The sequence below is a fragment of the Pseudomonas putida genome (assembly GCF_002025705.1).
Classification (GTDB): Bacteria; Pseudomonadota; Gammaproteobacteria; order Pseudomonadales; family Pseudomonadaceae; genus Aquipseudomonas; species Aquipseudomonas putida_J.
This window is the reverse complement of the sequence record NZ_CP018846.1, coordinates 263,264-285,568: the sequence shown is the minus strand read 5'-3', so window position 1 is coordinate 285,568 and position 22,305 is coordinate 263,264. Positions and strand designations below refer to the sequence as shown.

The following is a 22,305-nucleotide window of genomic DNA, read 5'->3' as shown; positions in this document are numbered from 1 at the left end:
GAGGCCAGTACAGGTCAACCTTTCACACAAACCACCTGCCGCAGAGTGTGCACCACTTCCACCAACTCCTGTTGCGCCCGCATCACGGCATCAATGTCCTTGTACGCCATGGGAATCTCGTCGATCACGTCCTTGTCCTTGCGGCACTCCACATGCGCCGTGGCCCGCCTCTGATCTTCCACGGTGAAGCGGCTCTTGGCCTTGGTCCGGCTCATCACCCTGCCCGCGCCATGGCTGCAGGAGCAGAACGACTCCTCGTTACCCAACCCCCGCACGATGAAGCTTCTGGCGCCCATGGACCCGGGAATGATGCCCAACTGCCCCTTCTGCGCCGACACCGCGCCCTTGCGCGTCACCAGTACCTCGCGGCCAAAGTGCTGCTCACGTTGCACATAGTTGTGGTGGCAGTTGACCGCCTCCAGGCTTGCCTCGAAGGCTCTGCCCAGCGCCTTGCGGGCAGCCGCGACCACCGCCTGCATCATCAGCTCGCGGTTGCAGCGGGCAAAGTCCTGCGCCCACTCCACCGCCTCGACATAGTAGGCGAAATGGCGGCTGCCCTCCTCGAAATAGGCCAGGTCCTTGTCCGGCAGGTTGGCCAGGTGCTGACGCATGTCGGCCTGGGCCAGTTCGATGAACAGATTGCCAATGGCATTGCCCACACCACGCGAGCCACTGTGCAGCATGAACCAGACCCGGTCGGCCTCGTCCAGGCACACCTCGATGAAGTGGTTGCCGCCGCCCAGGGTGCCAAGGTGGTGGCGGTTGTTGGTCTTTTCCAGGCGCGGGTACTTGTCGGTAATGGCCTTGAAGCGCCCGGCGAGCTGGCCCCAGGCTTTTTCTGCCGAACCCGGCACATTGTCCCAGGCCCCCTGGTCGCGCTTGCCAAAGGTCTTGCCGTGGGGCACAGCCTGCTCGATGGCGCTGCGCAGGCCATGCAGGTTGTCTGGCAGGTCACGCGCCTGCAGTGAGGTACGCGCGGCGATCATGCCGCAGCCGATGTCCACACCCACCGCCGCAGGAATGATCGCGCCGACCGTGGGAATCACGCTGCCAATGGTCGAGCCCTTGCCCAGGTGCACATCCGGCATCACCGCCAGGTGCTTGAAGATGAACGGCATCTTCGCCGTGTTCAGCAGTTGCCGGCGGGCGTCGTCCTCGACCGGCACACCGTCGGTCCACAGTTTGACCGGCTTGCCGCCGGCGACCTGAAGAATGTCCATTGAGCTGTTCCTGTTGAGCCATGCCTGCAGGATACCGCCGAAGGTCGTAGATGTGCGGGTTGCCAGCAAGGTGGCCCAGTGCTGTATGCTTGGCCGGTCTTCAGGGCGGGGTGCAAGTCCCCACCGGCGGTAAATCGAAAGATGAGCCCGCGAGCGCCCCGGCCATGCCGGGGGTCAGCAGATCTGGTGCGACTCCAGAGCCGACGGTCATAGTCCGGATGAAAGAAGGCGTCAGGCAGGGGCCATTCGGGCGCCCCTGCGCGCGCATTTTGTTCGCCCCGAGACGTTCATCGATCATTCACGAGGAGCGTTTCATGTCCCCTTTGCTGCAAAAACAATTCCCCAACGTATCTGCCGCCGTCGCCGCCTTCCAGGCCGGGCGCCCTGTGCTGTTGCTCGACGATGACGACCGCGAGGACGAAGCCGATATCGTGGCCGCCGCCGAGAACCTGTCGCTGCAGACCATGGCCATGATGATCCGCGACTGCAGCGGCATTGTCTGCCTGTGCCTGGACGAGGCCACTGTCGATGCCCTGCAGTTGGCACCGATGGTGCAGAACAACCAGGCCCGCCACGGCACGGGCTTCACCGTCACCATCGAAGCGGCCGAGGGCGTGAGCACCGGCGTTTCCGCGCAGGATCGCATCACCACCATCGAAGCGGCGCTGCGTTCGACCGCCGAGCAGCGCCATATCGTCAGCCCGGGCCATGTGTTCCCGCTGCGTGCGCGTGATGGTGGCGTGCTGACCCGTCGTGGCCACACCGAAGGCTCGGTGGACCTGGCACGCCTGGCCGGCTTGCGCCCGGCAGCGGTGCTGTGCGAGCTGATGAACCCCGATGGCAGCATGGCGCGGGGCGAGCAGGTGGCGGTGTATGCGCGGCAGTACAACCTGCCGGTGCTGACCATCGAGGAGCTGGCGCGGTGCCGTGAGGCCATGGTCGAGCTGGAAGCAGAGCCGGCCTGACAGACCGCACGGGGCCCGTGGGCACGGACCTGTAGGAGCGGCCTCGCCGGGGCGCCGGACCGGTCGGAAAGGGCTGCGAAGCGGCCCCAGGGTTTCAGCTTCACAGCCGAAATTGCCGGGGCCGCGTTGCGGCCCTTTCCGACCGGTCCGGCGCCCCGGCAAGGCCACTCCTACAAATGTCCGCATCTAATGATCGGGTAGCCTGAAGTTTGCTCCCCCCGCCCCGCTCTGCTAACGTCGCGCGGTTCTGACCCGCCACCGAGACTGTCGCCATGGCCCGCAAAAAAGCCTCCATCGATTTCGAACAATCCCTCGCCGACCTGCAAGCCCTGGTCGAGCGCCTGGAGAACGGCGAACTGTCGCTGGAAGACTCGCTGGCCGCGTTCGAGCAAGGCATCGCCCTGACCCGCGATTGCCAGGGGGCGTTGGCCCAGGCCGAACAGAAAGTACAGATTCTGCTGGAACGTGACGGCGAACTCACCGCGCAGCCGTTCGATGCGGAGCCAGAAGCATGATCACTGTTTACCAGGCCAGCTGCCAGGCCCGCGTCGACGCCGCCCTCGAACCGCTGTTCATCGCCCCGACCAAAGAGCTGGAACGCCTTTATGCGGCCATGCGCTACAGCGTGATGAATGGCGGCAAACGCGTGCGCCCGTTGCTCGCCTATGCCGCCTGCGAAGCCCTTGGCGCGCCCGCCGAACAAGCCAACGGCGCCGCCTGTGCGGTAGAGCTGATCCACGCCTATTCGCTGGTCCATGACGACCTGCCGGCCATGGACGATGACGACTTGCGCCGTGGCCAGCCAACCACCCACAAAGCCTTCGACGAGGCCTGCGCGATTCTCGCCGGTGATGGCTTGCAGAGCCTGGCTTTCAGCGCCCTGCTCGACCCGCGCCTGAGCCCGCAGGCCGACAGCACCCGCCTGGCCATGGTCCAGGCCCTGGCCAAGGCCGCAGGCCCTGCGGGCATGGTCGGCGGCCAGGCCATCGACCTTGGCTCGGTCGGCCTGAAGCTAGACCAGCAGGCTCTGGAATTCATGCACCGGCACAAGACCGGCGCCCTGATCGAAGCCAGCGTGCGCCTCGGCGCCCTGGCCAGTGCCCGCGCCGAGCAGGCGCAGCTGGATGACCTGCAGACTTATGCACAGGCCATCGGCCTGGCATTCCAGGTGCAGGACGATATCCTCGACGTGGAAAGCGACACCGCCACCCTGGGCAAGCGCCAGGGCGCCGACATCGCCCGTGACAAACCGACCTACCCGGCGCTGCTGGGGCTGGAAGCCGCCAAGGCCTACGCAATCGAACTGCGCGACCAGGCGCTGTTCGCCCTGCAAGGTTTTGGTGAATCCGCCGAGCCGCTGCGGGCGTTGGCGCGCTATATCGTCGAGCGCCGTCATTAAGGATTGACCCCAATCCCCTGCAGGAGCGGGTTTACCCGCGAATGCGGTGGTAAGTCCAACATTGCATTCGCGGGTAAACCCGCTCCCACAGGGTCCGCGAAACCCGTGGTCGAATGGGCACTTTTCCCACAATGGGGTAAACTGCCGCGTCTTCACACACCTATAACGACTCGCCTGATGCCCACGACGTTTCAAGAGATCCCCCGCGAACGCCCGGTCACGCCGTTGCTCGACCGCGCTGACACGCCTGCCGGCTTGCGCCGGTTGGCCGAAGCCGACCTGGAGACCCTGGCCGACGAATTGCGCCAGGAGTTGCTCTACACCGTTGGTCAGACCGGTGGGCATTTCGGCGCCGGCCTAGGCGTCATCGAGCTGACGATCGCCCTGCACTACGTCTTCGACACCCCGGATGACCGGCTGGTGTGGGACGTCGGCCACCAGGCCTACCCGCACAAGATCCTCACCGGGCGCCGCAACCGCATGCTCAGCCTGCGCCAGAAGGACGGCATCGCCGCCTTCCCGCGCCGCAGCGAGAGCGAATACGACACCTTCGGCGTCGGCCACTCGAGCACCTCGATCAGCGCAGCGCTGGGCATGGCCATTGCCGCCCGCCTGCAGAACAGTGCACGCAAGTCGATCGCCGTGATCGGCGATGGCGCCCTCACTGCTGGCATGGCCTTCGAAGCGTTGAACCACGCCCAGGAAGTCAACGCCGACATGCTGGTGATCCTCAACGACAACGACATGTCGATTTCGCGCAATGTCGGCGGCTTGTCCAACTACCTGGCCAAGATCCTCTCCAGCCGCACCTACGCGAGCATGCGCGAAGGCAGCAAGAAGGTGCTGTCGCGCCTGCCCGGTGCCTGGGAAATCGCCCGTCGCACCGAGGAATATGCCAAGGGCATGCTGGTGCCAGGCACGCTGTTCGAAGAGCTGGGCTGGAACTACATCGGCCCGATCGACGGCCACGACCTGCCAACCATGATCGCCACCCTGCGCAACATGCGTGACCTCAAGGGCCCGCAGTTCCTGCACGTGGTGACCAAGAAGGGCAAGGGCTTCGCCCCGGCGGAGATCGACCCGATCGGCTACCACGCCATCACCAAGCTCGAACCTGCCGACAAGCCGGCTGCGCCGAAGAAGGTCAGCGGGCCGAAGTATTCCGCTGTGTTCGGCCAGTGGCTGTGCGACATGGCTGCCGCCGACAACCGCCTGGTGGGCATCACCCCGGCGATGAAGGAAGGCTCCGACCTGGTCGCCTTCAGCGAGCGTTACCCGCAGCGTTATTTCGACGTGGCGATCGCCGAGCAGCACGCGGTCACCCTCGCCGCCGGCATGGCCTGCGAAGGCAGCAAGCCGGTGGTGGCGATCTACTCCACCTTCCTGCAGCGCGCCTACGACCAGCTGATTCATGACGTGGCTGTGCAGAACCTTGATGTGCTGTTCGCCATCGACCGTGCCGGCCTGGTGGGCGAAGACGGCCCGACTCACGCTGGCAGCTACGACCTGTCGTACCTGCGCTGCATCCCGGGCATGCTGGTAATGACCCCGAGCGACGAGAACGAGCTGCGCAAGATGCTCAGTACCGGCCACCTGTTTAACGGCCCGGCGGCTGTGCGCTACCCACGTGGTACCGGCCCGAACGCACCGATCAGCGGTGACCTCGAACCGTTGGAAATCGGCAAGGGCGTGGTTCGCCGCCAGGGCGAAAAAGTTGCCCTGCTGGTGTTTGGCGTGCAGTTGGCCGAGGCCCTGCAGGTTGCCGAGCAGATCAACGCCACCGTGGTCGACATGCGCTTCGTCAAGCCGCTGGACGAGGCCCTGGTGCTGGAACTGGCTGCCAGCCATGAGTTGCTGGTGACCATTGAAGAGAACAGCATCATGGGTGGCGCAGGGGCTGCCGTAGGCGAGTTCCTTGCCAACGAAGGCGTGGTCAAGCCGCTGCTGCACCTGGGCCTGCCAGATATTTATGTCGAGCATGCCAAACCGGCGCAGATGCTGGCCGAGTGCGGGCTGGATGCTGCCGGCATCGAAACCTCGGTGAAGGCCCGCATGGCCAAGCTTGGGCTGTAGATTTTGGGGCCGCTTTGCGGCCCTTTCGCGACACAAGGCCGCTCCTACACAGGATCGCGCAATCCTGTAGGAGCGGCCTTGCGTCGCGATCGAGGGCGCAGCCCTCGCAAAATGGAACAGCCAATGAAAACCTCAACCTTTGCCACCCTGCTCTGCCTCCCCATTCCGTTGCTGGCCGCCGAACGCGACGACGCCCTCAAGCTCCCCGACATCCTGATCAGCGCCAACCGCCAGGTCGAGTCGCGGGCCACCACCAGCGCCGCCAACACCGTCTTCACCCGCGCCGATATCGACCGCCTGCAACCTGGCAGCGTCACCGACCTGCTCACCCGTGTGCCCGGCGTGCAAGTCGCGCCCACCGGTGGCCGTGGCAGCCTGCCAGGCATCTTCATCCGTGGCACCAAGGCCGCCCAGAGCCTGGTGCTGGTCGATGGCGTGCGCATCGCCAACGCCACCTCCGGCGACAGCGGCCTGCAATTTCTGGATGTCGACCAGATCGAACGCGTCGAAGTGCTGCGCGGCTCGCGCTCGGCGGTGTACGGCAGTGACGCCATCGGCGGGGTGATCCAGATCTTCACCCGCCGCAGCAGCGGCCCCGGCCTGCAACCACGCCTGCGCCTGGCGGCGGGCAGCAACCAGACATTCCAGCGTAGCCTGGGGCTATCCGGCGGTGACGACGCCACCCGTTTCAACCTCGGCGCCAGCCTTGATGAAACCGCGGGCATCGACTCTACCGGGCCATCGTTCGCCAGTGACGGCGACCACGACGCCTACCGTAACAAGTCGCTCAACCTCAGCCTGAGCCACACTTTCGGCGAGCGCTTTGAAGCCGGCCTGAACCTGCTCGACAGCCGCGGCCGCAGCGAATACGACAACCCGTTCGGCCGTTTCGACCCGGTCACCTTCCAGAGCTTCGGGCAAAAGCCCTACACCGACTTCAGCGTCAGCAGCCTGGGCAGCTACTTCGATGCGCAGCTCAACGACCTGTGGCATTCGCGCCTGGAGCTTGGCCACAGCGAAAACCGTGACGACAAGCGCGACAAGCTCAGCGACGAGCGTTTCGTGTTCAACACCTACCGCGATCAGGTCACCTGGCAGAACGACCTGGCCCTGGCCGAACGGCATAACCTGCTGCTGGGAGGCGACTGGTACGAAGACCGTGTGCACGGTAGCACCGACTTCACCGAGGACAGCCGCTGGAACCGTGCTGCGTTTATCCAGCACCGATACAGCGGAGAACGTTTTTCCACCGAGGTGGGCGTACGCCGCGACCAGAACCAGCAGTTCGGCGGCCAGACTACCTGGAGCGGCAGCCTCACCGTACCGTTGAATGCCCAGAACGATGTGCTGCTGTCCTACAGCGAAGGGTTCCGTGCCCCGACGTTCAACGACCTGTACTACCCGCAGTTCAGCAACCCGGACCTCAAGCCCGAGCGCTCGAAGAGCTATGAAGTGCAGTGGCGCAGCCAGCTCACCCACGACAGCCGCCTGGAAACCTCGCTGTACCGTACCGACCTGCGCGATGCGATCATTTTCGGCCAGGACTCGATCCCACAGAACGTGGCTGCGGCGCGTATCAATGGCTTGGAAATGGCACTGGATCAGCAATGGGGCGAATGGCGCAGCCAACTTGGCCTTGCGCTGATCGACCCGCGTGACCGCGACAGTGGCCACACCCTCGCCCGCCGAGCCCGGCGCACGCTGAGCCTGGACCTGGATCGTCAGTTCGATCGGCTCACTGTGGGCGCCAGCTGGCAGGCCGTGAGCGCCAGCTACGACGACGAGGCCAACCGCAATCGACTTGGCGGCTACGGCCTGCTGGGCCTGCGTGCCGGTTGGATGGCTACTGAGGACCTGAAGCTGGAAGTGAAGCTGGATAACCTGCTGGACAAGGACTACAGCCGGGCACTCTACAGCTTCGACGGGGCCAGCTACGGCTACCGCGAAGAAGGCCGCACCGCGTTGTTCAGCGTCACCTGGACGCCGGCACTCTAGCCGCCAGCAGCGCGCACAGGCGGGCGGTGGCCTCGATCATCTGCCCGCTGGGCCGCTCCAGGCCCTTGTCTGGCACCACCAACAGGCCCTCCCCCGCCACCGCGCTCAGCCGCGGCCAGGCCTTCCAGCTCGCCAGCTGCACCTGGTCACCCGCCAGAATCACCTGCGGGTCACGCATCAGCACCGACTCGACATTCACCTGTGGTGCCGGCTGGCTCAGGTCGGCAAAGACATTGCGCGCCCCGCACACCACCAGGGCATCGCTGACCACCTGTTGCCCACCCAAGGTGTACAGCGGCCGGTCCCAGACCTGGTAGAACACCCGCAGCGGCTGCTCGCGCCGATACTGCTGGCGCAAGTGCTGCAGGCGCACGCGCAGGCCCTGTACATAGGGCCGGCCTTGCTCGCCCCGCCCGACACGCACGGCGATGGCCTCGATCTGTTCGAGCAACTGGTCAAGGTTGTGAGGTTCGGCGCTGTACGTGGCGATACCCAGACGCCTGAGCTGGTCGCGCTGGGCCGGTGCCACGCTGCCAGGCCAGAGCAGCAGCAGGTCGGGCTTGAGGCTGAGCAGAGTTTCCATGTCCAGCTGGCCCTGGCGCCCGACCGAAGGCAGCCGCTGCAGTGCCTGCGGTCGCTCGCCGCCATCGAGCACGCCCACCAGCAGGTCATCGGCGTGCAGTTCGAGCATGATTTCGCTCATCGACGGCGCAAGGCTGACCACACGCAAGGGTTCGCCGGCCCTTGCGGTCAGGGCCAGCAGTGCCAACAGGCAAAGCAGGACGCGCATCAGCCCAGCTGACGCGGAATGCGGTAGAGGTAAAGCACCACCACGGTGGACAGCGCAAGGAGGAACTGCGGCACCGCTTCGAGCCCGACCAGCACCGACAGCGCAGCGACCCAGGCCGGGAAGCAGGCGAACAGCATGGCCATGCGCCGCACCCGCGCCAAGGTTATCCAGGCTGCAGGCTCTTCAGGGGTGCCCAGCACCTTCGAGGTGGCGATCAGCGCCCGCTTGTAGGCGCCGAAGCGCGGCAGGCTGAGGAACATGGTCGCGGCACCGGCGATGAACAGCGGCATCGCCAGCACCGGGATCAGCGCATCGCCACCACCGAAGGCCCAGGCCATGACCGGCAGCGGCACCAGGCCGACCGCCAGGTACTGCCACCAGGCCAGCGCCAGGCGCCGCTTGACCTCGCCGCGGGTCACGCCTGGGGCACCTCGCCCTGGTGTTCGTTACCCAGCATGTGGCCAAGTTTGCCGGCCTTGGTGGCCAGGTAGTAACGGTTGTGCGGGTTATGCCCGGTGTGCAGCGGCACGCGCTCGGCGACCTTGATGTTCATGTCGGTCAGCGCCTTGACCTTGCGTGGGTTGTTGGTCATCAGACGCAGCGACTTCACGCCCAGGTGCTCGAGCATCGGCAGGCACATGGCGTAGTCGCGCTGGTCGGCGGCAAAGCCCAGGCGCTCGTTGGCCTCGACGGTGTCAGCACCGCCATCTTGCAGCTCATAGGCGCGGATCTTGTTCAAAAGGCCGATGCCACGGCCTTCCTGACGCAGGTACAGCAGCACGCCACGGCCTTCGCGGGCGATTGCCTGCAGCGCGGCTTCCAGCTGCGAACCGCAGTCGCAGCGCTGGCTGAACAGGGCATCGCCGGTCAGGCACTCGGAGTGCAGACGCCCCAACACCGGCTCGCCGTCGGCGAAATCACCCAGGCTGAGCACCACGTGCTCACGGCCAGTGGCTTCGTCGAGAAAGCCATGCATGGTGAAGATCGCAAAGGGAGTCGGGAGTTTCGAGGCGGCAACAAAGACGACGGGCACGTTGTGCTCCTGGATTAAGTAGGTAATTTCTCGTGAGCCGATTGTATCAGCAGGTTGCCGCGTGTGCGCTCGTTGAATACCGTAGCTTAAGATCGAAAAGTTCGATGCTTAGCAGGACCTGGCTTTGTGCCCCGCGCAACGCCTGTGGGAGCGGGTTTACCCGCGATCACCGGCAACCCACCACGTCGCCTGCTCCGCGGGTAAACCCGCTGCCACAGGGATCTCGCAGGCATCGGGCAATTGCACGGGTTACTGCGGCTTGCTGTCCGGGGTGAAGGGATAGGGCTGCTTCCAGTGCTCGAAGATCGGTTTCAACTCGCCGCTACGCACCAGTTCGGCCATGCGTTTGTCGAACAAGTCGCGCAGAGCATTGGCGTGCTCGTTCTTGGAAAACGCCAGGTACAACGGCAGTTCGGCCACATGGGTGCTGCGAAAACGCTCCGGCTGCGAGGTCTGCCCGAGCACATAATCGACTTCGGTCTGTGCATCGATGTAGAAGTCCACCCGTTCATGCTCGAGCATCGGCAAGATCCCTTCACGGCGCTGGATCTCGCGGAAGTTGTGCGCGTTGGGCAGGTAACTGCTGTAGTCATAGCCGCGCACCCAGGCCAGGCGGTACTGGCCGACGGTGGCCAAGGTCGGCACCGGAGTGGTGGCCAGCCCCAAGGCATAGATGTGGTCCATGTCGAAATGCCAGCGCGGATAGAGGTTGTCGTCGTTTTCGTCCTTGTACGACCCGACCCAGGCATCAGCCTCGCCACGCTTGACCAGGCCAACCGCGCGGCTGTAAGGCGCACTCTGGGTCAGCACTTTGACACCGGCAGGCTCGAACACCTTGCGCAGCACATCCCAGGCCACGCCACTGCCATCGGCATTGGTGTAGTCGATCCACTCTTCGCTGACCAGGTGAATCTGCTTCGGTAGCGCATCAGCCGCCATTACCCAGGGGGCAAGGCTCAGCATCATTGCCAGCAGCACAGTCCTCATGGCCATCGAAACGCTCCCTGCCTCAGCCTACCGCCCACACCAGAATCTGCATGCCCAGCCAGGCGAACACACCGGCCAGGATATCGTCGAGCATGATCCCGACACCACCATGAACATGGCGGTCGATCCAGCGGATCGGCCATGGTTTGAGGATGTCGAAGAAGCGGAACATGAGGAACCCGGCGAGGATCCACTGCCACCCTTCCGGCACCAGCCACAGGGTGATCCACATGCCGACCATCTCATCCCAGACAATGCCCTCATGGTCGTGAACGCGCAAGTCGTTAGCGACTTTCCCGCACAGCCAGAAGCCGAACAGCATCATCACGCCCAGCAACAGCCAGTAACCCCAGTCGGGCAGCATCTGCCACAGCGGGATGAACGGGATCGCTACCATCGAACCCCAGGTGCCGGGGGCCTTGGGCAGGGTGCCAGAGCCGAAGCCGAAAGCGATGAAGTGCCACGGGTTGCGCCAGACCGATGGCGGAACGAACTCCGCAGGCACCTGGTTGGGGTGGTCGGTCACGGTGTCTCCCTAAAGTGTTGATAGCCCCGTTGAAGCGGGGTGATGTCCTGGCCCTGCGGGTCGCGCAGGGTCACGCCCTGGCCTTCGAGCACGCGCCCGATAACGTGCACCTCGGCGAAACCGAGGTCGGTCAACGGAGCGAGCGCCGCAGGCGGCAGGGTAAATGCCAATACGTAGTCGTCGCCGCCGGTCAGCGCTGCCAGCCGGGCCGCATCGTGCCCAAGGAAGGCCTCCAGAGCAGGAGACACTGGCACCTGCGCCAGGTTCACCTCGAGTGCGACCCCGGATGCCTTGGCGATATGCCCACAGTCGGCGAGCAGGCCATCGGAAATGTCCAACGCCGCCGTGGCCCGGCCGCGCAGCCGCTGACCAAGGTCGAGCTGAGGCATCGGCGACCAGTAGTGGTCGAGCAGTGGCCCGGCCAGCTCGGCCGGTGCCTCGCGCTCGCCCAGTACCAGCGGCAACGCCCCTGCCGCCTTGCCCAGCGAACCGCCGACGCACAGCAGGTCGCCCGGCCGCGCGCCGCTGCGGCGCAACGCCTGGCCAGCCGGCACGCGGCCGAACACGGTGACGGTAATGCTCAGCGGGCCACGGGTGGTGTCGCCACCAATCAGGCTCATGCGGCAACGCTGGGCCATGCGGCTGAGGCCGTCGGCATAGGCCGCCAGCCAGTCGGGGCCAACATCAGGCAGGGTCAGGGCGAGGGTGAAGCCGATCGCCGTCGCGCCCATGGCCGCCAGGTCACTGGCCGCCACGGCCAACGAGCGCTGGCCAAGCAGCAGCGGATCGCAGACAGCGGGGAAATGCACCCCGGCGACCAGGGTGTCGGTCGACACCGCCAGTTGTTCACCGGGGGGAAGGTCGAGCAGGGCGCAATCGTCGCCGATGCCCAGCACCACGCCCTCGCCGCCCTGCGCACAGGGCGCGGCGGCGAAGTAATGGTTGATCAGCTCGAACTCACCCATGGGCCGGCAGCGCCAGGATCAGCGCTTGTTCGCCTTGACTTCTGCTTCACGCAGGGCCGGAGCGAGCTTGTCCAGCACGCCGTTGACGAACTTGTGGCCGTCGGTGGCACCGAAGACCTTGGCCAGTTCCACGCCTTCGTTGATCACCACGCGGTACGGTACGTCGACGCGCTTGATCAGTTCCCAGGTGGACAGGCGCAGCACCGCCAGCTCGACCGGGTCGAGCTCTTCCAGTGCGATGGTCATGCAAGGCACCAGCGCCTTGTCGATTTCGCCCTTGATCGCCGGGACCCCGTGGAGGATCTCGCGGAAATAGGCACCGTCGACATCGGTGAAATCGTTATCGACCCGGAACTGCGCTTCGATCTCGTTCAGCGAATGCTGGGCCATGTGCCACTGATACAGGGCCTGGGTCGCGAGCTTGCGGGCTTCGCGGCGCTTGGCGCTCTTCGATGGCTTGCCGGCATCCGCAGGTTTTGGATCGCGCGGGTTGAAACGATCGCTTTCGTCGCTAATCACTTGGCCTCCAACTGCGCCAGCAGGCTGACCATTTCCAGAGCGGACAGGGCAGCTTCACCGCCTTTGTTGCCAGCCTTGGTGCCGGAGCGCTCGATGGCTTGCTCGATGGAGTCGACGGTCAGAACGCCGAAGGCCACCGGTACGCCGAACTCCATGGACACCTGGGCCAGGCCCTTGGTGCATTCGCCCGCCACGTATTCAAAGTGCGGGGTACCGCCACGGATCACTGCGCCCAGGGCGATGATCGCGTCGTATTCGCCCTGCTGGGCGACTTTCTGTGCCACCAGCGGGATTTCGAACGCACCCGGGGCACGGATGATGGTGATGTCGCTTTCGCTGACACCGTGGCGTACCAGGGTATCAACGGCGCCGCTTACCAGGCTTTCGACGACGAAGCTGTTGAAGCGGCCAACCACCAAAGCATAGCGACCTTTGGGGGCGATGAAGGTACCTTCGATGGTCTTCAGGGTCATTCCGATATTCTCATCTTCAAGAGCGAGGCCGCATACAAGCGGCCTCGACAGGGGTCTGGACTCGAGCTCAGGGCGTCAATGCCGCCTCAAGTCACTCGGAGGGCACGTATTCTACAACTTCCAGATCGAATCCGGATATCGCATTGAACTTCATCGGCGAACTCATCAGGCGCATCTTGCGCACACCGAGGTCGCGCAGGATCTGCGAACCGGCACCGACGGTGCTGTAGGTGGTCGGCGCCTTGGTCGGTGCATCGCCCGCGCTTTCGCGGATATGCGCCAACAGCACGTCGCCGTCCAGCGGGTGGCCCAGCAGCAACACCACGCCACTGCCAGCCTCGGCTACGGCGGCCATGGCCGCGCGCAGGCTCCAGCGGCCAGGCTGCTTGACCAGCAGCAAGTCACGCAGCGGGTCCATGTTGTGCACACGCACCAGGGTCGGCTCTTCGGCGCAGATGTTGCCCAGGGTCAGGGCCATGTGCACGTCACCTTCCACCGCGTCGCGGTAGGTAACCAGGTTGAACTCACCCAGTTCGCTCTCGATCGGCTGCTCGGAGACGCGCTGCACGGTGCGCTCGTGGATCATGCGGTAGTGGATCAGGTCGGCGATGGTGCCGATCTTCAGGCCATGCTCGGCGGCGAACACTTCCAGCTCGGCGCGGCGCGACATGGTGCCGTCGTCGTTCATCACTTCGCAGATCACGCCGCTCGGCTCGAAGCCAGCCATGCGCGCCAGGTCGCAGGCCGCTTCGGTGTGGCCGGCGCGGGCCAGGGTGCCGCCAGGCTGGGCCATCAGCGGGAAGATGTGGCCCGGGCTGACGATGTCTTCAGCCTTGGCGTCCTTGGCTGCTGCAGCCTGCACGGTGCGGGCGCGGTCGGCGGCGGAAATGCCGGTGGTGACGCCTTCGGCGGCTTCGATCGACACGGTGAACTTGGTGCCGAAGCCCGAGCCGTTGCGCGGTGCCATCAGCGGCAGCTTCAGTGTCTCGCAGCGCTCGCGGGTCATCGGCATGCAGATCAGGCCGCGGGCGTGCTTGGCCATGAAGTTGATGTGCTCAGGCAGGCAGCACTCGGCGGCCATGATGATGTCGCCTTCGTTCTCGCGGTCTTCGTCATCCATGAGGATGACCATTTTGCCCTGGCGGATGTCTTCGACCAGTTCTTCGATGCTGTTGAGCGCCACTCGGCACCCCCTTCTCAATCAGGATTTCAAGAAGCCGTTGGCGGCCAGGAAGCTTTCGGTAATGCCACTGCCCTTGCTCGGTTCGGCGGCCTTGTCGCCCAGCAGCAGACGCTCCAGGTAACGGGCCAGCAAGTCGACCTCAAGGTTCACCCGACGCCCTGCGCGGTAGTCGGCCATGATGGTTTCGGACAGGGTGTGCGGGACAATGGTCAGCTCGAATTCGGCGCCATTGACCTCGTTGACCGTCAGGCTGGTGCCGTCGACGGTGATCGAACCCTTGTGGGCGATGTACTTGGCCAGCTCCTTGGGTGCACGCACGCGGAACTGGATGGCGCGGGCGTTATCGCTGCGCGAGATGATTTCGCCGACGCCGTCGACGTGGCCGCTGACCAGGTGGCCGCCCAAACGGGTGGTCGGGGTCAGGGCTTTCTCCAGGTTGACCTTGCTACCGCTTTTAAGGTCGATGAAGGCGGTGCGCTTGAGGGTCTCGACGCTGACGTCGGCCCAGAAACCATTACCCGGCAGCTCGACGGCGGTCAGGCACACGCCGTTGACGGCAATGCTGTCGCCGAGCTTGACGTCACCCAGGTCGAGCTTGCCGGTTTCGACGTATACGCGCACGTCACCGCCCTTGGGGGTCATGCTGCGAATGGTGCCGATGGATTCGATGATGCCGGTGAACATGGGGACTTCCTCAGAAACGGATTGCGCGGGGCAAGCCCGGCATTATACGCCGGGTGCCGGCAGAGGGATGGCCGTGACCCGCCAGTCATCGCCCACTGCACGCATTTCGGTGATTTTCAGCCGTGGCGCCTGGCTCATCTTGTCCAGCGGCCAGTCCAGCAACGGCCGGGCCTGGGAACCGAGGAAAGTGCCAGCGACGAACAGCTGGTACTCGTCGATCAGGCCCTGGCGGGCGAAGGCGCCGACCAGGCCGGCGCCAGCCTCCAGCAGGATTTCGTTGACGCCGCGGGCGGCCAGCGCCTGCAGCAATGCCGGCAGGTCTACCTGGCCATTGTCGCCCGGCAGGCTGAGCAACTCATGGCCGACGGCGGCATAGCGCGGGTCATCTGCGACAGCAGTAACTACCAGCACCGGGCCGGCCTGGAAGAACGGCGCATCCAGCGGCAGGCGCAGGCGGCCGTCGATCAGCACGCGCAACGGCGTGCGGCTGAGCGCCAGAGCGGTGGTTTCGGCGTCCAGGCCCAGCTCGGCGCCACGCACGGTCATCCGCGCGTTGTCGGCCAGCACGCTGGCGGCACTGGTCAGCACCACGCTGGAACGGGCGCGCAGGCGCTGCACTGCCGAGCGGGCAGCGGGCCCGGTGATCCACTGGCTTTCACCGCTGGCCATGGCGGTGCGGCCGTCCAGGCTCATCGCCAGCTTGGCGCGGACGAACGGCAGGCCGTGTTCCATGCGCTTGAGGAAGCCAGGGTTGAGCGCGCGGGCCTCGGCTTCGAGCACGCCGCTGGCCACGATGATGCCGGCGTCTGCCAGGCGCCGCAGGCCCTGACCGGCGACTTGCGGATTGGGGTCCTGCATGGCGGCAACCACCCGGGCCACACCGGCCTTGACCAGCGCCTCGGCGCACGGCGGCGTGCGGCCATGGTGGCTGCACGGCTCAAGGGTGACGTAGGCGCAGGCGCCGCGGGCCCGTTCGCCGGCCTGGCGCAAGGCATGCACTTCGGCGTGCGGTTCACCGGCACGCACGTGCCAGCCTTCACCGACCACTTCGCCATCGCGGACGATCACACAACCCACACGCGGGTTGGGGTGGGTGGTGTACACGCCCTTGCGCGCCAGCTCCAGCGCGCGGGCCATGTAATGGGCGTCGAGGATCGCGGTCTGGCTGGGCATGCTCACTCTTTAGCCGGCTCGCGGGCCAGGCGGTCGATTTCTTCGCGGAATTCGTCGAGGTCCTGGAAGCGCCGGTACACCGAGGCGAAGCGGATGTAGGCCACTTCATCGAGCTTGCGCAGCTCGGCCATGACCATTTCGCCCACCACCAGCGACTTGACCTCGCGCTCGCCGGTGGCGCGCAGTCGGCTCTTGATATGCGCCAGCGCCGCTTCCAGGCGCTCGACGCTGACCGGGCGCTTCTCCAGCGCACGCTGCATGCCGGCCCGCAGCTTCTCTTCATCGAAGGGCTGGCGCGTGCCGTCTTGCTTGATCAACCGGGGCAGCACCAGCTCGGCGGTTTCGAAGGTGGTGAAGCGCTCGCCGCAGGCGACGCATTCACGGCGGCGGCGCACCTGTTCGCCCTCGGCGACCAGACGCGAGTCGATGACCTTGGTGTCGTTGGCACCGCAAAAGGGACAGTGCATGGTGGCAGGCAACAAAAAAAGGGAGGGCCATGGTAGCGCATTGCACTGGCAAGACAAGCCAAAGGGGTTAACATCCATACAATTCTGCCCGTGAAGGACCCACCCATGCATCTTCGTGCGCTCGTCGTGCTGTGCTGCGCTTCCCTGCTCGCCGCCTGCGGCAGTGACCGCCCCAAGACCGAAGCAGTCCCCGCGCCAGCATCGGCCAAGGTAGCGAAAAACGCCGAACCGCTTGGCCCATTGCCAGCCTATCAACGAGAACTGAGCGGCACCTTGCTGGAGATCCCCGCCGGCGCCGACGTAGAGCTGGCGCTGCTGGTCATCGACGACCGCGACCGCCCGCAACAGCTGCTGGCCAGCAGCACCCTGACCGGCACGGGCCAGGCCTTGCCCTATCACCTGCGTTTCAACCCCGAAGCCTTCCCGGCCGGTGCCCGCGTGGAACTGCGCGGCCGCGCCAGCAGCTCCGGCCAGTTGATCATGCACTTGCCCCCTGTACGCATCATCCAGGCCCAGACCCAGGCCACCGGCCCGCTGCGTTTCGAGAAGGCGCCATAAGTGGCGCCGCTTGCCCTGCAACAGGCCCTCAGCGGACTGATCGGTGAAGCGCGCCTGGTGGTCAGCGATTTGCCCGAATGCGCGCTGAAGCTATGGCTGATCGATGATCAGAACATGGACCGTGCCTTCAGCAGCGAAGAAACCCGGCGCATTCTCGAAGAGCCGCCGTACTGGAGCTTCTGCTGGGCCAGCGGCCTGGCCATGGCGCGTTACCTGGCCGAGCGCCCGGAATGGGTGGCTGGCAAGCGTGTGCTCGACTTTGGCGCCGGCTCCGGCATCGCCGGGATTGCCGCTGCCCGCGCAGGCGCCTTGGAGGTGGTGGCCTGCGACCTCGACCCGCTGGCCCTCGATGCCTGCCGCGCCAATGCCGCGCTGAACGGGGTTGAGCTGAGCTACAGCAGCGACTTCTTTGCCGAAGACGACCGCTTCGACCTGATCCTGGTTGCCGATGTGCTGTACGACCGCGCCAACCTGCCGCTGCTGGATGCCTTCCTCGGTCGCGGCCGCCAGGCGTTGGTGGCCGACTCGCGAGTACGCGACTTCAGCCACCCGCTGTACCAGCAGTTGGGCGTGCTCGAAGCGCTGACCCTGCCAGACCTGGCCGAGCCACACGAATTCCGCAGGGTCAGCCTGTACCACGCCAGCCGCGACACCTTATAGTGGTGCCATACACGAGTTTGCGAGAGTCGCGATGACCCAAGACACGCCTTACATTTTCGACGCTACAGATGCCACCTTCCAGCAACTGGTGATCGAGAACTCCTTCCACAAGCCGGTGCTGGTGGACTTCTGGGCCGAGTGGTGCGCGCCATGCAAGGCGCTGATGCCGCTGCTGGCGAAAATCGCCGAGGGTTACCAGGGCGAACTGCTGCTGGCCAAGATCAACTGCGACGTCGAGCAGCAAGTGGTGGCCCAGTTCGGTATCCGCAGCCTGCCGACCGTGGTGCTGTTCAAGGATGGCCAGCCGGTCGACGGCTTTGCCGGTGCGCAGCCGGAGTCGGCGATCCGCGCCATGCTCGAACCGCACGTGCAGATGCCTGCCGCCCCGGCCGCTTCGCCGCTGGAGCAAGCCAAGGCGCTGTTCGCCGAAAGCCGTTTCGCCGAGGCCGAAGCTGCGCTCAAAGCACTGCTGGGCGAAGACAACAGCAATGCCGAGGCATTGATCCTGTATGCCCGCTGCCTGGCCGAGCGTGGTGAGCTGGGGGAAGCCCAGGTGGTGCTGGACGCGGTCAAGACCGACGAGCACAAGGCCGCGCTGGCCGGTGCCAAGGCTCAGCTGACCTTCCTGCGCCAGGCCGCCAGCCTGCCGGAAGTCGCCGACCTGAAGAGCCGCCTGGCGCAGAACCCACAGGATGACGAAGCGGCGTACCAGCTGAGCATCCAGCAACTGGCGCGCCAGCAGTACGAGGCGGCGCTGGACGGTTTGCTGAAACTGTTCCAGCGTAATCGTGGGTATGAAAACGGATTGCCGCAGAAGGCGATGCTGCAGGTGTTCGAGCTGCTGGGCAGCGATCATCCGTTGGTTGGCGTGTACCGCCGTCGCCTGTCTTCGGCCATGTTCTGAGCCTGAGAATGCCGGGGCCGCTTTGCGGCCCCAGAATCCAGAACCTCAACCCAGCCAGTGATACACCGGCGCATCCGCGCCACTTTCCACCTTCACCTCACTGCTATGCCGCAAGCGCACCAGCAAACGCTTGCCCGCCGCGGTACTCCCGGCCAGCCCTTCCAACCGGTCCAGCAACTCCGGCCCGCTCATCTGCCCTGCCAGGCGCAGTACCTCACGCGCTGCATTCCACTGCCCATCGTCCTGGCGCGGCGACGCTGTCGTGGCTACCGGCTCAGGCACCGGTATTTCGATCTGCCGCCCCAACTGCGCCCATTCCGAAGGCTCCAGCTCGATGGTCAGGTCCACCGGCCAGTCACCAATCTGCCCACGAATTCTCACGATGCATTCCTTGAGCTCAGGTCAATGCAGCCATCCTACCGCAACATGAAACCTGCGCCACGCAGGCTGGCGGCGCGAAGAAAAGTTGTTATAACATAACCGAATCTTTCAGCCCGCTCCGGAGTCGTCCATGCGTCGTCTGCTGCTCGCCCTGCCCTTCGCCCTGCTGCCCCTGGCCGTGGCTCATGCCCACGACGAACATGATCATGATCATGATCATGATCACGCCCACGGCACCCTCGGAGCCCACGAGCATGGCGTGGCCAAGCTCAACGCGGTTCTCGACGGCAACACCCTGGAACTGGAGCTGGACAGCCCGGCGATGAACCTGGTGGGCTTCGAGCACACGGCCAGCAGCGATACCGACAAGGCCAAGGTGGCCGCTGTGCGCCAACAGCTCGAACAACCGTTGAAGCTGTTCGCCCTGGCCTCGGCCGCCGGCTGCAAGGAAGACCAGCAAGAGCTGGAAAGCCCGCTGTTTGGTGACGCGGCCAAAGCTGACGACGACGGTGACGAGCATGAGAAAGGCCACGTGCACAGTGACATCAATGCCCACTACCAGCTGACCTGCGCCAACCCGGAAAAACTCGCCCAGATCGACCTTGCCCCGCTATACAAGGCCTTCCCGGCCACCCAGAAGATCAATGTGCAACTGATCGGCCCGAACGGCCAGAAAGGCGTCGAAACTTCGCCCGCCAAGGCCGTGGTCGCGTTCTGAAATGAGCCAGCCGTTGATTGAACTGCAGGACCTGGTATTCGCCTGGCCCGGCCAGGCGCCGCTGCTGGATATCCCGGCGTTCCGCCTGCAAGCCGGCGAAGCGTTGTTCCTCAAGGGCCCCAGCGGCAGTGGCAAGACCACCCTGCTGGGCCTGCTCGGCGGGGTCAACCGGCCGGGCCAGGGGCGTATCCAGCTACTGGGGCAGGACCTCGCCACGCTCGGCCAAGGCGCACGCGACCGCTTCCGTGTCGACCATACCGGCTACATCTTCCAGCAGTTCAACTTGCTGCCGTTCCTTTCGGTGCGGGAAAACGTCGAGTTGCCGTGCCGGTTCTCGCGCAGCCGCGCCGAGCGTGCCACCCAGCGCCACGGCAGCGTCGACCAGGCCGCCAGCGAACTGCTCGCGCACCTGGGCCTGGGTGACCCGGCGCTGCTTGCACGGCGTGCCGACAGCCTGTCGATCGGCCAGCAGCAGCGCGTCGCCGCCGCCCGCGCACTGATCGGCCAGCCGGAACTGGTGATTGCCGACGAGCCGACCTCGGCACTGGATGCAGACACCCGCGAAGCGTTCATTCGCCTGCTGTTCGACGAGTGCCGCGCAGCCGGTTCCAGCCTGCTGTTCGTCAGCCATGACCAAAGCCTGGCACCGTTGTTCGACCGTCACCTTTCACTGGCCGAACTCAACCGCGCCGCCAAGCCCCGGGAGGCCTGATGTACCTGCTCCGCCTTGCCCTGGCCAGCCTGGCCAACCGCCGTTTCACCGCCTTTCTCACTGCCTTCGCCATCGCTTTGTCGGTGTGCCTGTTGCTGGCTGTCGAACGCGTACGCACCGAGGCTCGCGCCAGCTTCGCCAGCACCATCAGCGGCACTGACCTGATTGTCGGCGCCCGCTCGGGCTCGGTGAACCTGCTGCTGTATTCGGTATTTCGCATCGGCAACGCCACCAACAACATCCGCTGGGACAGCTACCAGCACTATGCCCAAGACCCGCGGGTAAAGTGGGCGATCCCCATTTCACTGGGCGATTCACACCGTGGTTACCGGGTGATGGGCACCACCACGGACTATTTCAGCCACTATCAGTACGGTCGCCGGCAGCATCTGGAACTGAGCCAGGGCCGTGAGTTTGCCAGCGACCCGTTCGAAGTGGTGCTCGGCGCCGAAGTGGCCGAAGCGCTGCACTACAAGCTGGGCGACAAGCTGGTACTGGCGCACGGCGTAGCTGCGATCAGCCTGGTCAAGCACGACGACAAACCATTCACCGTGGTCGGCGTGCTCAAGCGCACCGGCACACCGGTCGACCGTACCCTGCACATCAGCCTCGGCGGCATGGAGGCCATCCACATCGACTGGCACAACGGCGTGCCGGCCCGTGGTGCCGGGCGCATCAGCGCCGATCAGGCGCGGACCATGGACCTGCAGCCGGCAGCCATCACCGCGTTCATGCTCGGCCTGAACAGCAAGATCGCCACCTTCAGCCTGCAGCGCGAAATCAACGAGTACCGCAGCGAGCCGCTGCTGGCGATCCTGCCTGGGGTTGCCTTGCAGGAGTTGTGGAGCCTGATGGGCACCGCCGAGCAGGCGTTGTTCGTGGTGTCGTTGTTTGTGGTGCTGACTGGCCTGATTGGCATGCTCACGGCGATTCTCACCAGCCTCAACGAACGCCGCCGGGAGATGGCGATCCTGCGCTCGGTGGGCGCACGCCCGTGGCATATCGCCGGGCTGCTGGTACTCGAAGCGCTGGCGCTGGCGGTGACGGGCATCGCGGCAGGGCTTGGGTTGCTGTACGCAGGCATCGCCCTGGCCCAAGGCTACGTGCAGGCCAACTACGGCCTGTACCTGCCCCTGGCCTTGCCTAGCGCACATGAATGGACGCTGCTGGCTATCATCCTTGGCGCAGCGCTGCTGATGGGCAGCGTACCGGCCTGGCGCGCCTATCGGCAGTCGCTGGCCGATGGCTTGTCGATTCATCTCTGAGAGTCAGTGTAATGATCCGGAACCTCATCGCCTTCTTCGCGGGTAAACCCGCTCCCACAGGTACTGCGCTGGCTTTGAAAGCTGTGGAGGGCTTTGTGGGAGCGGATTTACCCGCGAAGAGGCCGGGACAGGCAGCACAGCTCTTGCTGGCCGTGCTGCTCTCACTGGCTCTACCAGCCTGGGCAGATGAGGTGCGTGAACTGGACTGGCCTGCGCTCATCCCTGAGGGCGCACCGGTCATCCCGCCACAACTGGCGCCGCTGCACGACATGTCGCAGTTGAGCGATGCGCTGTCTGCCGAATCGGCCCCGCCGGCACGCCAGCAAGGGCCCGACGCCCCGGTGGTGAAAAGCCTCGATGGCCAGCAGGTCAAGATTCCTGGCTACATCGTGCCGCTGGAGGTGAGCGAAGAAGGCCGCACCACGGAGTTCTTGCTGGTGCCTTACTACGGTGCCTGCATCCATGTGCCACCGCCGCCGTCGAACCAGATCGTGCATATCTTCAGCGAAATGGGTGTGCGTGTGGAGGACCTCTATCAGCCCTACTGGATCGAGGGAAAGATGCAGGTTAGAGCCTCCAGCAGCGAATTGGCCGACGCCGGATACCAGATGGAAGCCGAGAAAATATACGCTTATGTTCTCAAGTGAGAACTGTT

The 22,305-nt window shown here is 65.1% G+C and carries 26 protein-coding genes and 1 riboswitch; of the genes, 12 read left to right on the top strand and 14 right to left on the bottom strand.

Translation table 11 applies throughout. From position 1 onward, the window contains the following. Nucleotides 1-14: 14 nt before the first annotated feature. Nucleotides 15-1,220: an RtcB family protein gene (locus BUQ73_RS01375; RefSeq protein ID WP_079226380.1), complete on the bottom strand. Its 1,206-nt coding sequence runs from the start codon at nt 1,218-1,220 to the stop codon at nt 15-17. A 92-nt stretch (nt 1,221-1,312) separates the two neighbouring features. Further along, nucleotides 1,313-1,454: riboswitch (FMN riboswitch) on the top strand. An 80-nt stretch (nt 1,455-1,534) separates the two neighbouring features. Between BUQ73_RS01375 and ribB the strand changes: the two genes are divergently transcribed. The 5 genes from ribB to BUQ73_RS01350 all read left to right on the top strand — a co-directional run bounded on the left by ribB (nt 1,535) and on the right by BUQ73_RS01350 (nt 7,652). Then, entirely contained in the window at nt 1,535-2,185 is a 651-nt protein-coding gene (ribB, locus tag BUQ73_RS01370; protein ID WP_079226379.1) for a 3,4-dihydroxy-2-butanone-4-phosphate synthase, read from the top strand. Nucleotides 2,186-2,457: 272 nt separating this feature from the next. Then, a complete protein-coding gene (locus tag BUQ73_RS01365; RefSeq protein WP_027917804.1) occupies nt 2,458-2,700 on the top strand; it encodes an exodeoxyribonuclease VII small subunit in 243 nt (80 codons plus the stop codon). Continuing rightward, the gene (ispA, locus tag BUQ73_RS01360; protein ID WP_079226378.1) at nt 2,697-3,584 is read left to right on the top strand and encodes a (2E,6E)-farnesyl diphosphate synthase; all 888 of its coding nucleotides are present in this window, start codon (nt 2,697-2,699) and stop codon (nt 3,582-3,584) included. Before BUQ73_RS01365 ends, ispA begins: the two co-directional genes overlap by 4 nt. Before the next feature lie 177 nt (nt 3,585-3,761). Beyond that, nucleotides 3,762-5,657: a 1-deoxy-D-xylulose-5-phosphate synthase gene (dxs, locus tag BUQ73_RS01355; protein ID WP_079226377.1), complete on the top strand. Its 1,896-nt coding sequence runs from the start codon at nt 3,762-3,764 to the stop codon at nt 5,655-5,657. A gap of 123 nt (nt 5,658-5,780) precedes the next feature. Continuing rightward, nucleotides 5,781-7,652, top strand: coding sequence for a TonB-dependent receptor domain-containing protein (locus BUQ73_RS01350; protein ID WP_079226376.1), 1,872 nt, complete (start codon nt 5,781-5,783; stop codon nt 7,650-7,652). On the opposite strand, the gene BUQ73_RS01345 is transcribed toward BUQ73_RS01350, so the two are convergent. The 12 genes from BUQ73_RS01345 to nrdR all read right to left on the bottom strand — a co-directional run bounded on the left by BUQ73_RS01345 (nt 7,630) and on the right by nrdR (nt 16,452). After that, nucleotides 7,630-8,442 (bottom strand): cobalamin-binding protein, encoded by an 813-nt coding sequence (locus tag BUQ73_RS01345; protein WP_079226375.1) that lies wholly within the window; start codon nt 8,440-8,442, stop codon nt 7,630-7,632. The genes BUQ73_RS01350 and BUQ73_RS01345 overlap by 23 nt on opposite strands. Further along, nucleotides 8,442-8,861: a hypothetical protein gene (locus BUQ73_RS01340; RefSeq protein WP_027917809.1), complete on the bottom strand. Its 420-nt coding sequence runs from the start codon at nt 8,859-8,861 to the stop codon at nt 8,442-8,444. Before BUQ73_RS01340 ends, BUQ73_RS01345 begins: the two co-directional genes overlap by 1 nt. After that, a complete protein-coding gene (gene ribA, locus BUQ73_RS01335; RefSeq protein WP_079226374.1) occupies nt 8,858-9,475 on the bottom strand; it encodes a GTP cyclohydrolase II in 618 nt (205 codons plus the stop codon). The genes BUQ73_RS01340 and ribA overlap by 4 nt, the downstream gene beginning before the upstream one ends. A gap of 249 nt (nt 9,476-9,724) precedes the next feature. After that, nucleotides 9,725-10,468, bottom strand: coding sequence for a substrate-binding periplasmic protein (locus BUQ73_RS01330; RefSeq protein ID WP_079226373.1), 744 nt, complete (start codon nt 10,466-10,468; stop codon nt 9,725-9,727). A gap of 16 nt (nt 10,469-10,484) precedes the next feature. Then, entirely contained in the window at nt 10,485-10,988 is a 504-nt protein-coding gene (locus BUQ73_RS01325) for a phosphatidylglycerophosphatase A (protein ID WP_027917812.1), read from the bottom strand. Next, a complete protein-coding gene (gene thiL / locus BUQ73_RS01320) occupies nt 10,985-11,953 on the bottom strand; it encodes a thiamine-phosphate kinase (RefSeq protein ID WP_079226372.1) in 969 nt (322 codons plus the stop codon). The genes BUQ73_RS01325 and thiL overlap by 4 nt, the downstream gene beginning before the upstream one ends. Nucleotides 11,954-11,971: 18 nt before the next feature. Then, nucleotides 11,972-12,472, bottom strand: coding sequence for a transcription antitermination factor NusB (gene nusB / locus BUQ73_RS01315; RefSeq protein WP_003255393.1), 501 nt, complete (start codon nt 12,470-12,472; stop codon nt 11,972-11,974). Next, complete coding sequence (ribE, locus tag BUQ73_RS01310) at nt 12,469-12,945, bottom strand: 6,7-dimethyl-8-ribityllumazine synthase (RefSeq protein WP_027917814.1); 477 nt, start codon at nt 12,943-12,945, stop codon at nt 12,469-12,471. Before ribE ends, nusB begins: the two co-directional genes overlap by 4 nt. Before the next feature lie 91 nt (nt 12,946-13,036). Continuing rightward, nucleotides 13,037-14,128, bottom strand: coding sequence for a bifunctional 3,4-dihydroxy-2-butanone-4-phosphate synthase/GTP cyclohydrolase II (gene ribBA, locus BUQ73_RS01305; RefSeq protein ID WP_027917815.1), 1,092 nt, complete (start codon nt 14,126-14,128; stop codon nt 13,037-13,039). Nucleotides 14,129-14,146: 18 nt separating this feature from the next. Beyond that, nucleotides 14,147-14,812: a riboflavin synthase gene (locus BUQ73_RS01300; protein ID WP_027594907.1), complete on the bottom strand. Its 666-nt coding sequence runs from the start codon at nt 14,810-14,812 to the stop codon at nt 14,147-14,149. 42 nt (nt 14,813-14,854) lie between these two features. Further along, nucleotides 14,855-15,985: a bifunctional diaminohydroxyphosphoribosylaminopyrimidine deaminase/5-amino-6-(5-phosphoribosylamino)uracil reductase RibD gene (gene ribD / locus BUQ73_RS01295; protein WP_079226371.1), complete on the bottom strand. Its 1,131-nt coding sequence runs from the start codon at nt 15,983-15,985 to the stop codon at nt 14,855-14,857. A 2-nt stretch (nt 15,986-15,987) separates the two neighbouring features. Beyond that, the gene (nrdR, locus tag BUQ73_RS01290) at nt 15,988-16,452 is read right to left on the bottom strand and encodes a transcriptional regulator NrdR (RefSeq protein WP_003255402.1); all 465 of its coding nucleotides are present in this window, start codon (nt 16,450-16,452) and stop codon (nt 15,988-15,990) included. A gap of 105 nt (nt 16,453-16,557) precedes the next feature. On the opposite strand from nrdR, the gene BUQ73_RS01285 reads away from it, so the two are divergent. From BUQ73_RS01285 to trxA, 3 genes are read left to right on the top strand one after another with little or no spacing between them, the layout of a single operon-like run. Continuing rightward, the gene (locus BUQ73_RS01285) at nt 16,558-17,010 is read left to right on the top strand and encodes a YbaY family lipoprotein (RefSeq protein ID WP_079226370.1); all 453 of its coding nucleotides are present in this window, start codon (nt 16,558-16,560) and stop codon (nt 17,008-17,010) included. Next, nucleotides 17,011-17,670 carry a class I SAM-dependent methyltransferase gene (locus BUQ73_RS01280; RefSeq protein WP_079226369.1) on the top strand — a complete coding sequence of 220 codons (660 nt, stop codon included), beginning with the start codon at nt 17,011-17,013 and terminating at the stop codon, nt 17,668-17,670. Nucleotides 17,671-17,701: 31 nt separating this feature from the next. Then, a complete protein-coding gene (gene trxA, locus BUQ73_RS01275) occupies nt 17,702-18,574 on the top strand; it encodes a thioredoxin (RefSeq protein WP_079226368.1) in 873 nt (290 codons plus the stop codon). Between the two features lie 45 nt (nt 18,575-18,619). On the opposite strand, the gene BUQ73_RS01270 is transcribed toward trxA, so the two are convergent. Continuing rightward, nucleotides 18,620-18,955: a hypothetical protein gene (locus BUQ73_RS01270; RefSeq protein ID WP_079226367.1), complete on the bottom strand. Its 336-nt coding sequence runs from the start codon at nt 18,953-18,955 to the stop codon at nt 18,620-18,622. Between the two features lie 130 nt (nt 18,956-19,085). On the opposite strand from BUQ73_RS01270, the gene BUQ73_RS01265 reads away from it, so the two are divergent. Genes BUQ73_RS01265 through BUQ73_RS01250 form a run of 4 tightly spaced genes read left to right on the top strand, consistent with a single transcriptional unit; the run spans nt 19,086 to nt 22,297 of the window. Next, entirely contained in the window at nt 19,086-19,673 is a 588-nt protein-coding gene (locus BUQ73_RS01265) for a DUF2796 domain-containing protein (RefSeq protein ID WP_079226366.1), read from the top strand. A 1-nt stretch (nt 19,674) separates the two neighbouring features. After that, nucleotides 19,675-20,385 (top strand): ABC transporter ATP-binding protein, encoded by a 711-nt coding sequence (locus BUQ73_RS01260; RefSeq protein ID WP_079226365.1) that lies wholly within the window; start codon nt 19,675-19,677, stop codon nt 20,383-20,385. Further along, nucleotides 20,385-21,650: an ABC transporter permease gene (locus BUQ73_RS01255; protein WP_079226364.1), complete on the top strand. Its 1,266-nt coding sequence runs from the start codon at nt 20,385-20,387 to the stop codon at nt 21,648-21,650. Before BUQ73_RS01260 ends, BUQ73_RS01255 begins: the two co-directional genes overlap by 1 nt. Before the next feature lie 11 nt (nt 21,651-21,661). Then, nucleotides 21,662-22,297: a DUF3299 domain-containing protein gene (locus BUQ73_RS01250; RefSeq protein WP_237772734.1), complete on the top strand. Its 636-nt coding sequence runs from the start codon at nt 21,662-21,664 to the stop codon at nt 22,295-22,297. Nucleotides 22,298-22,305: the final 8 nt, after the last annotated feature.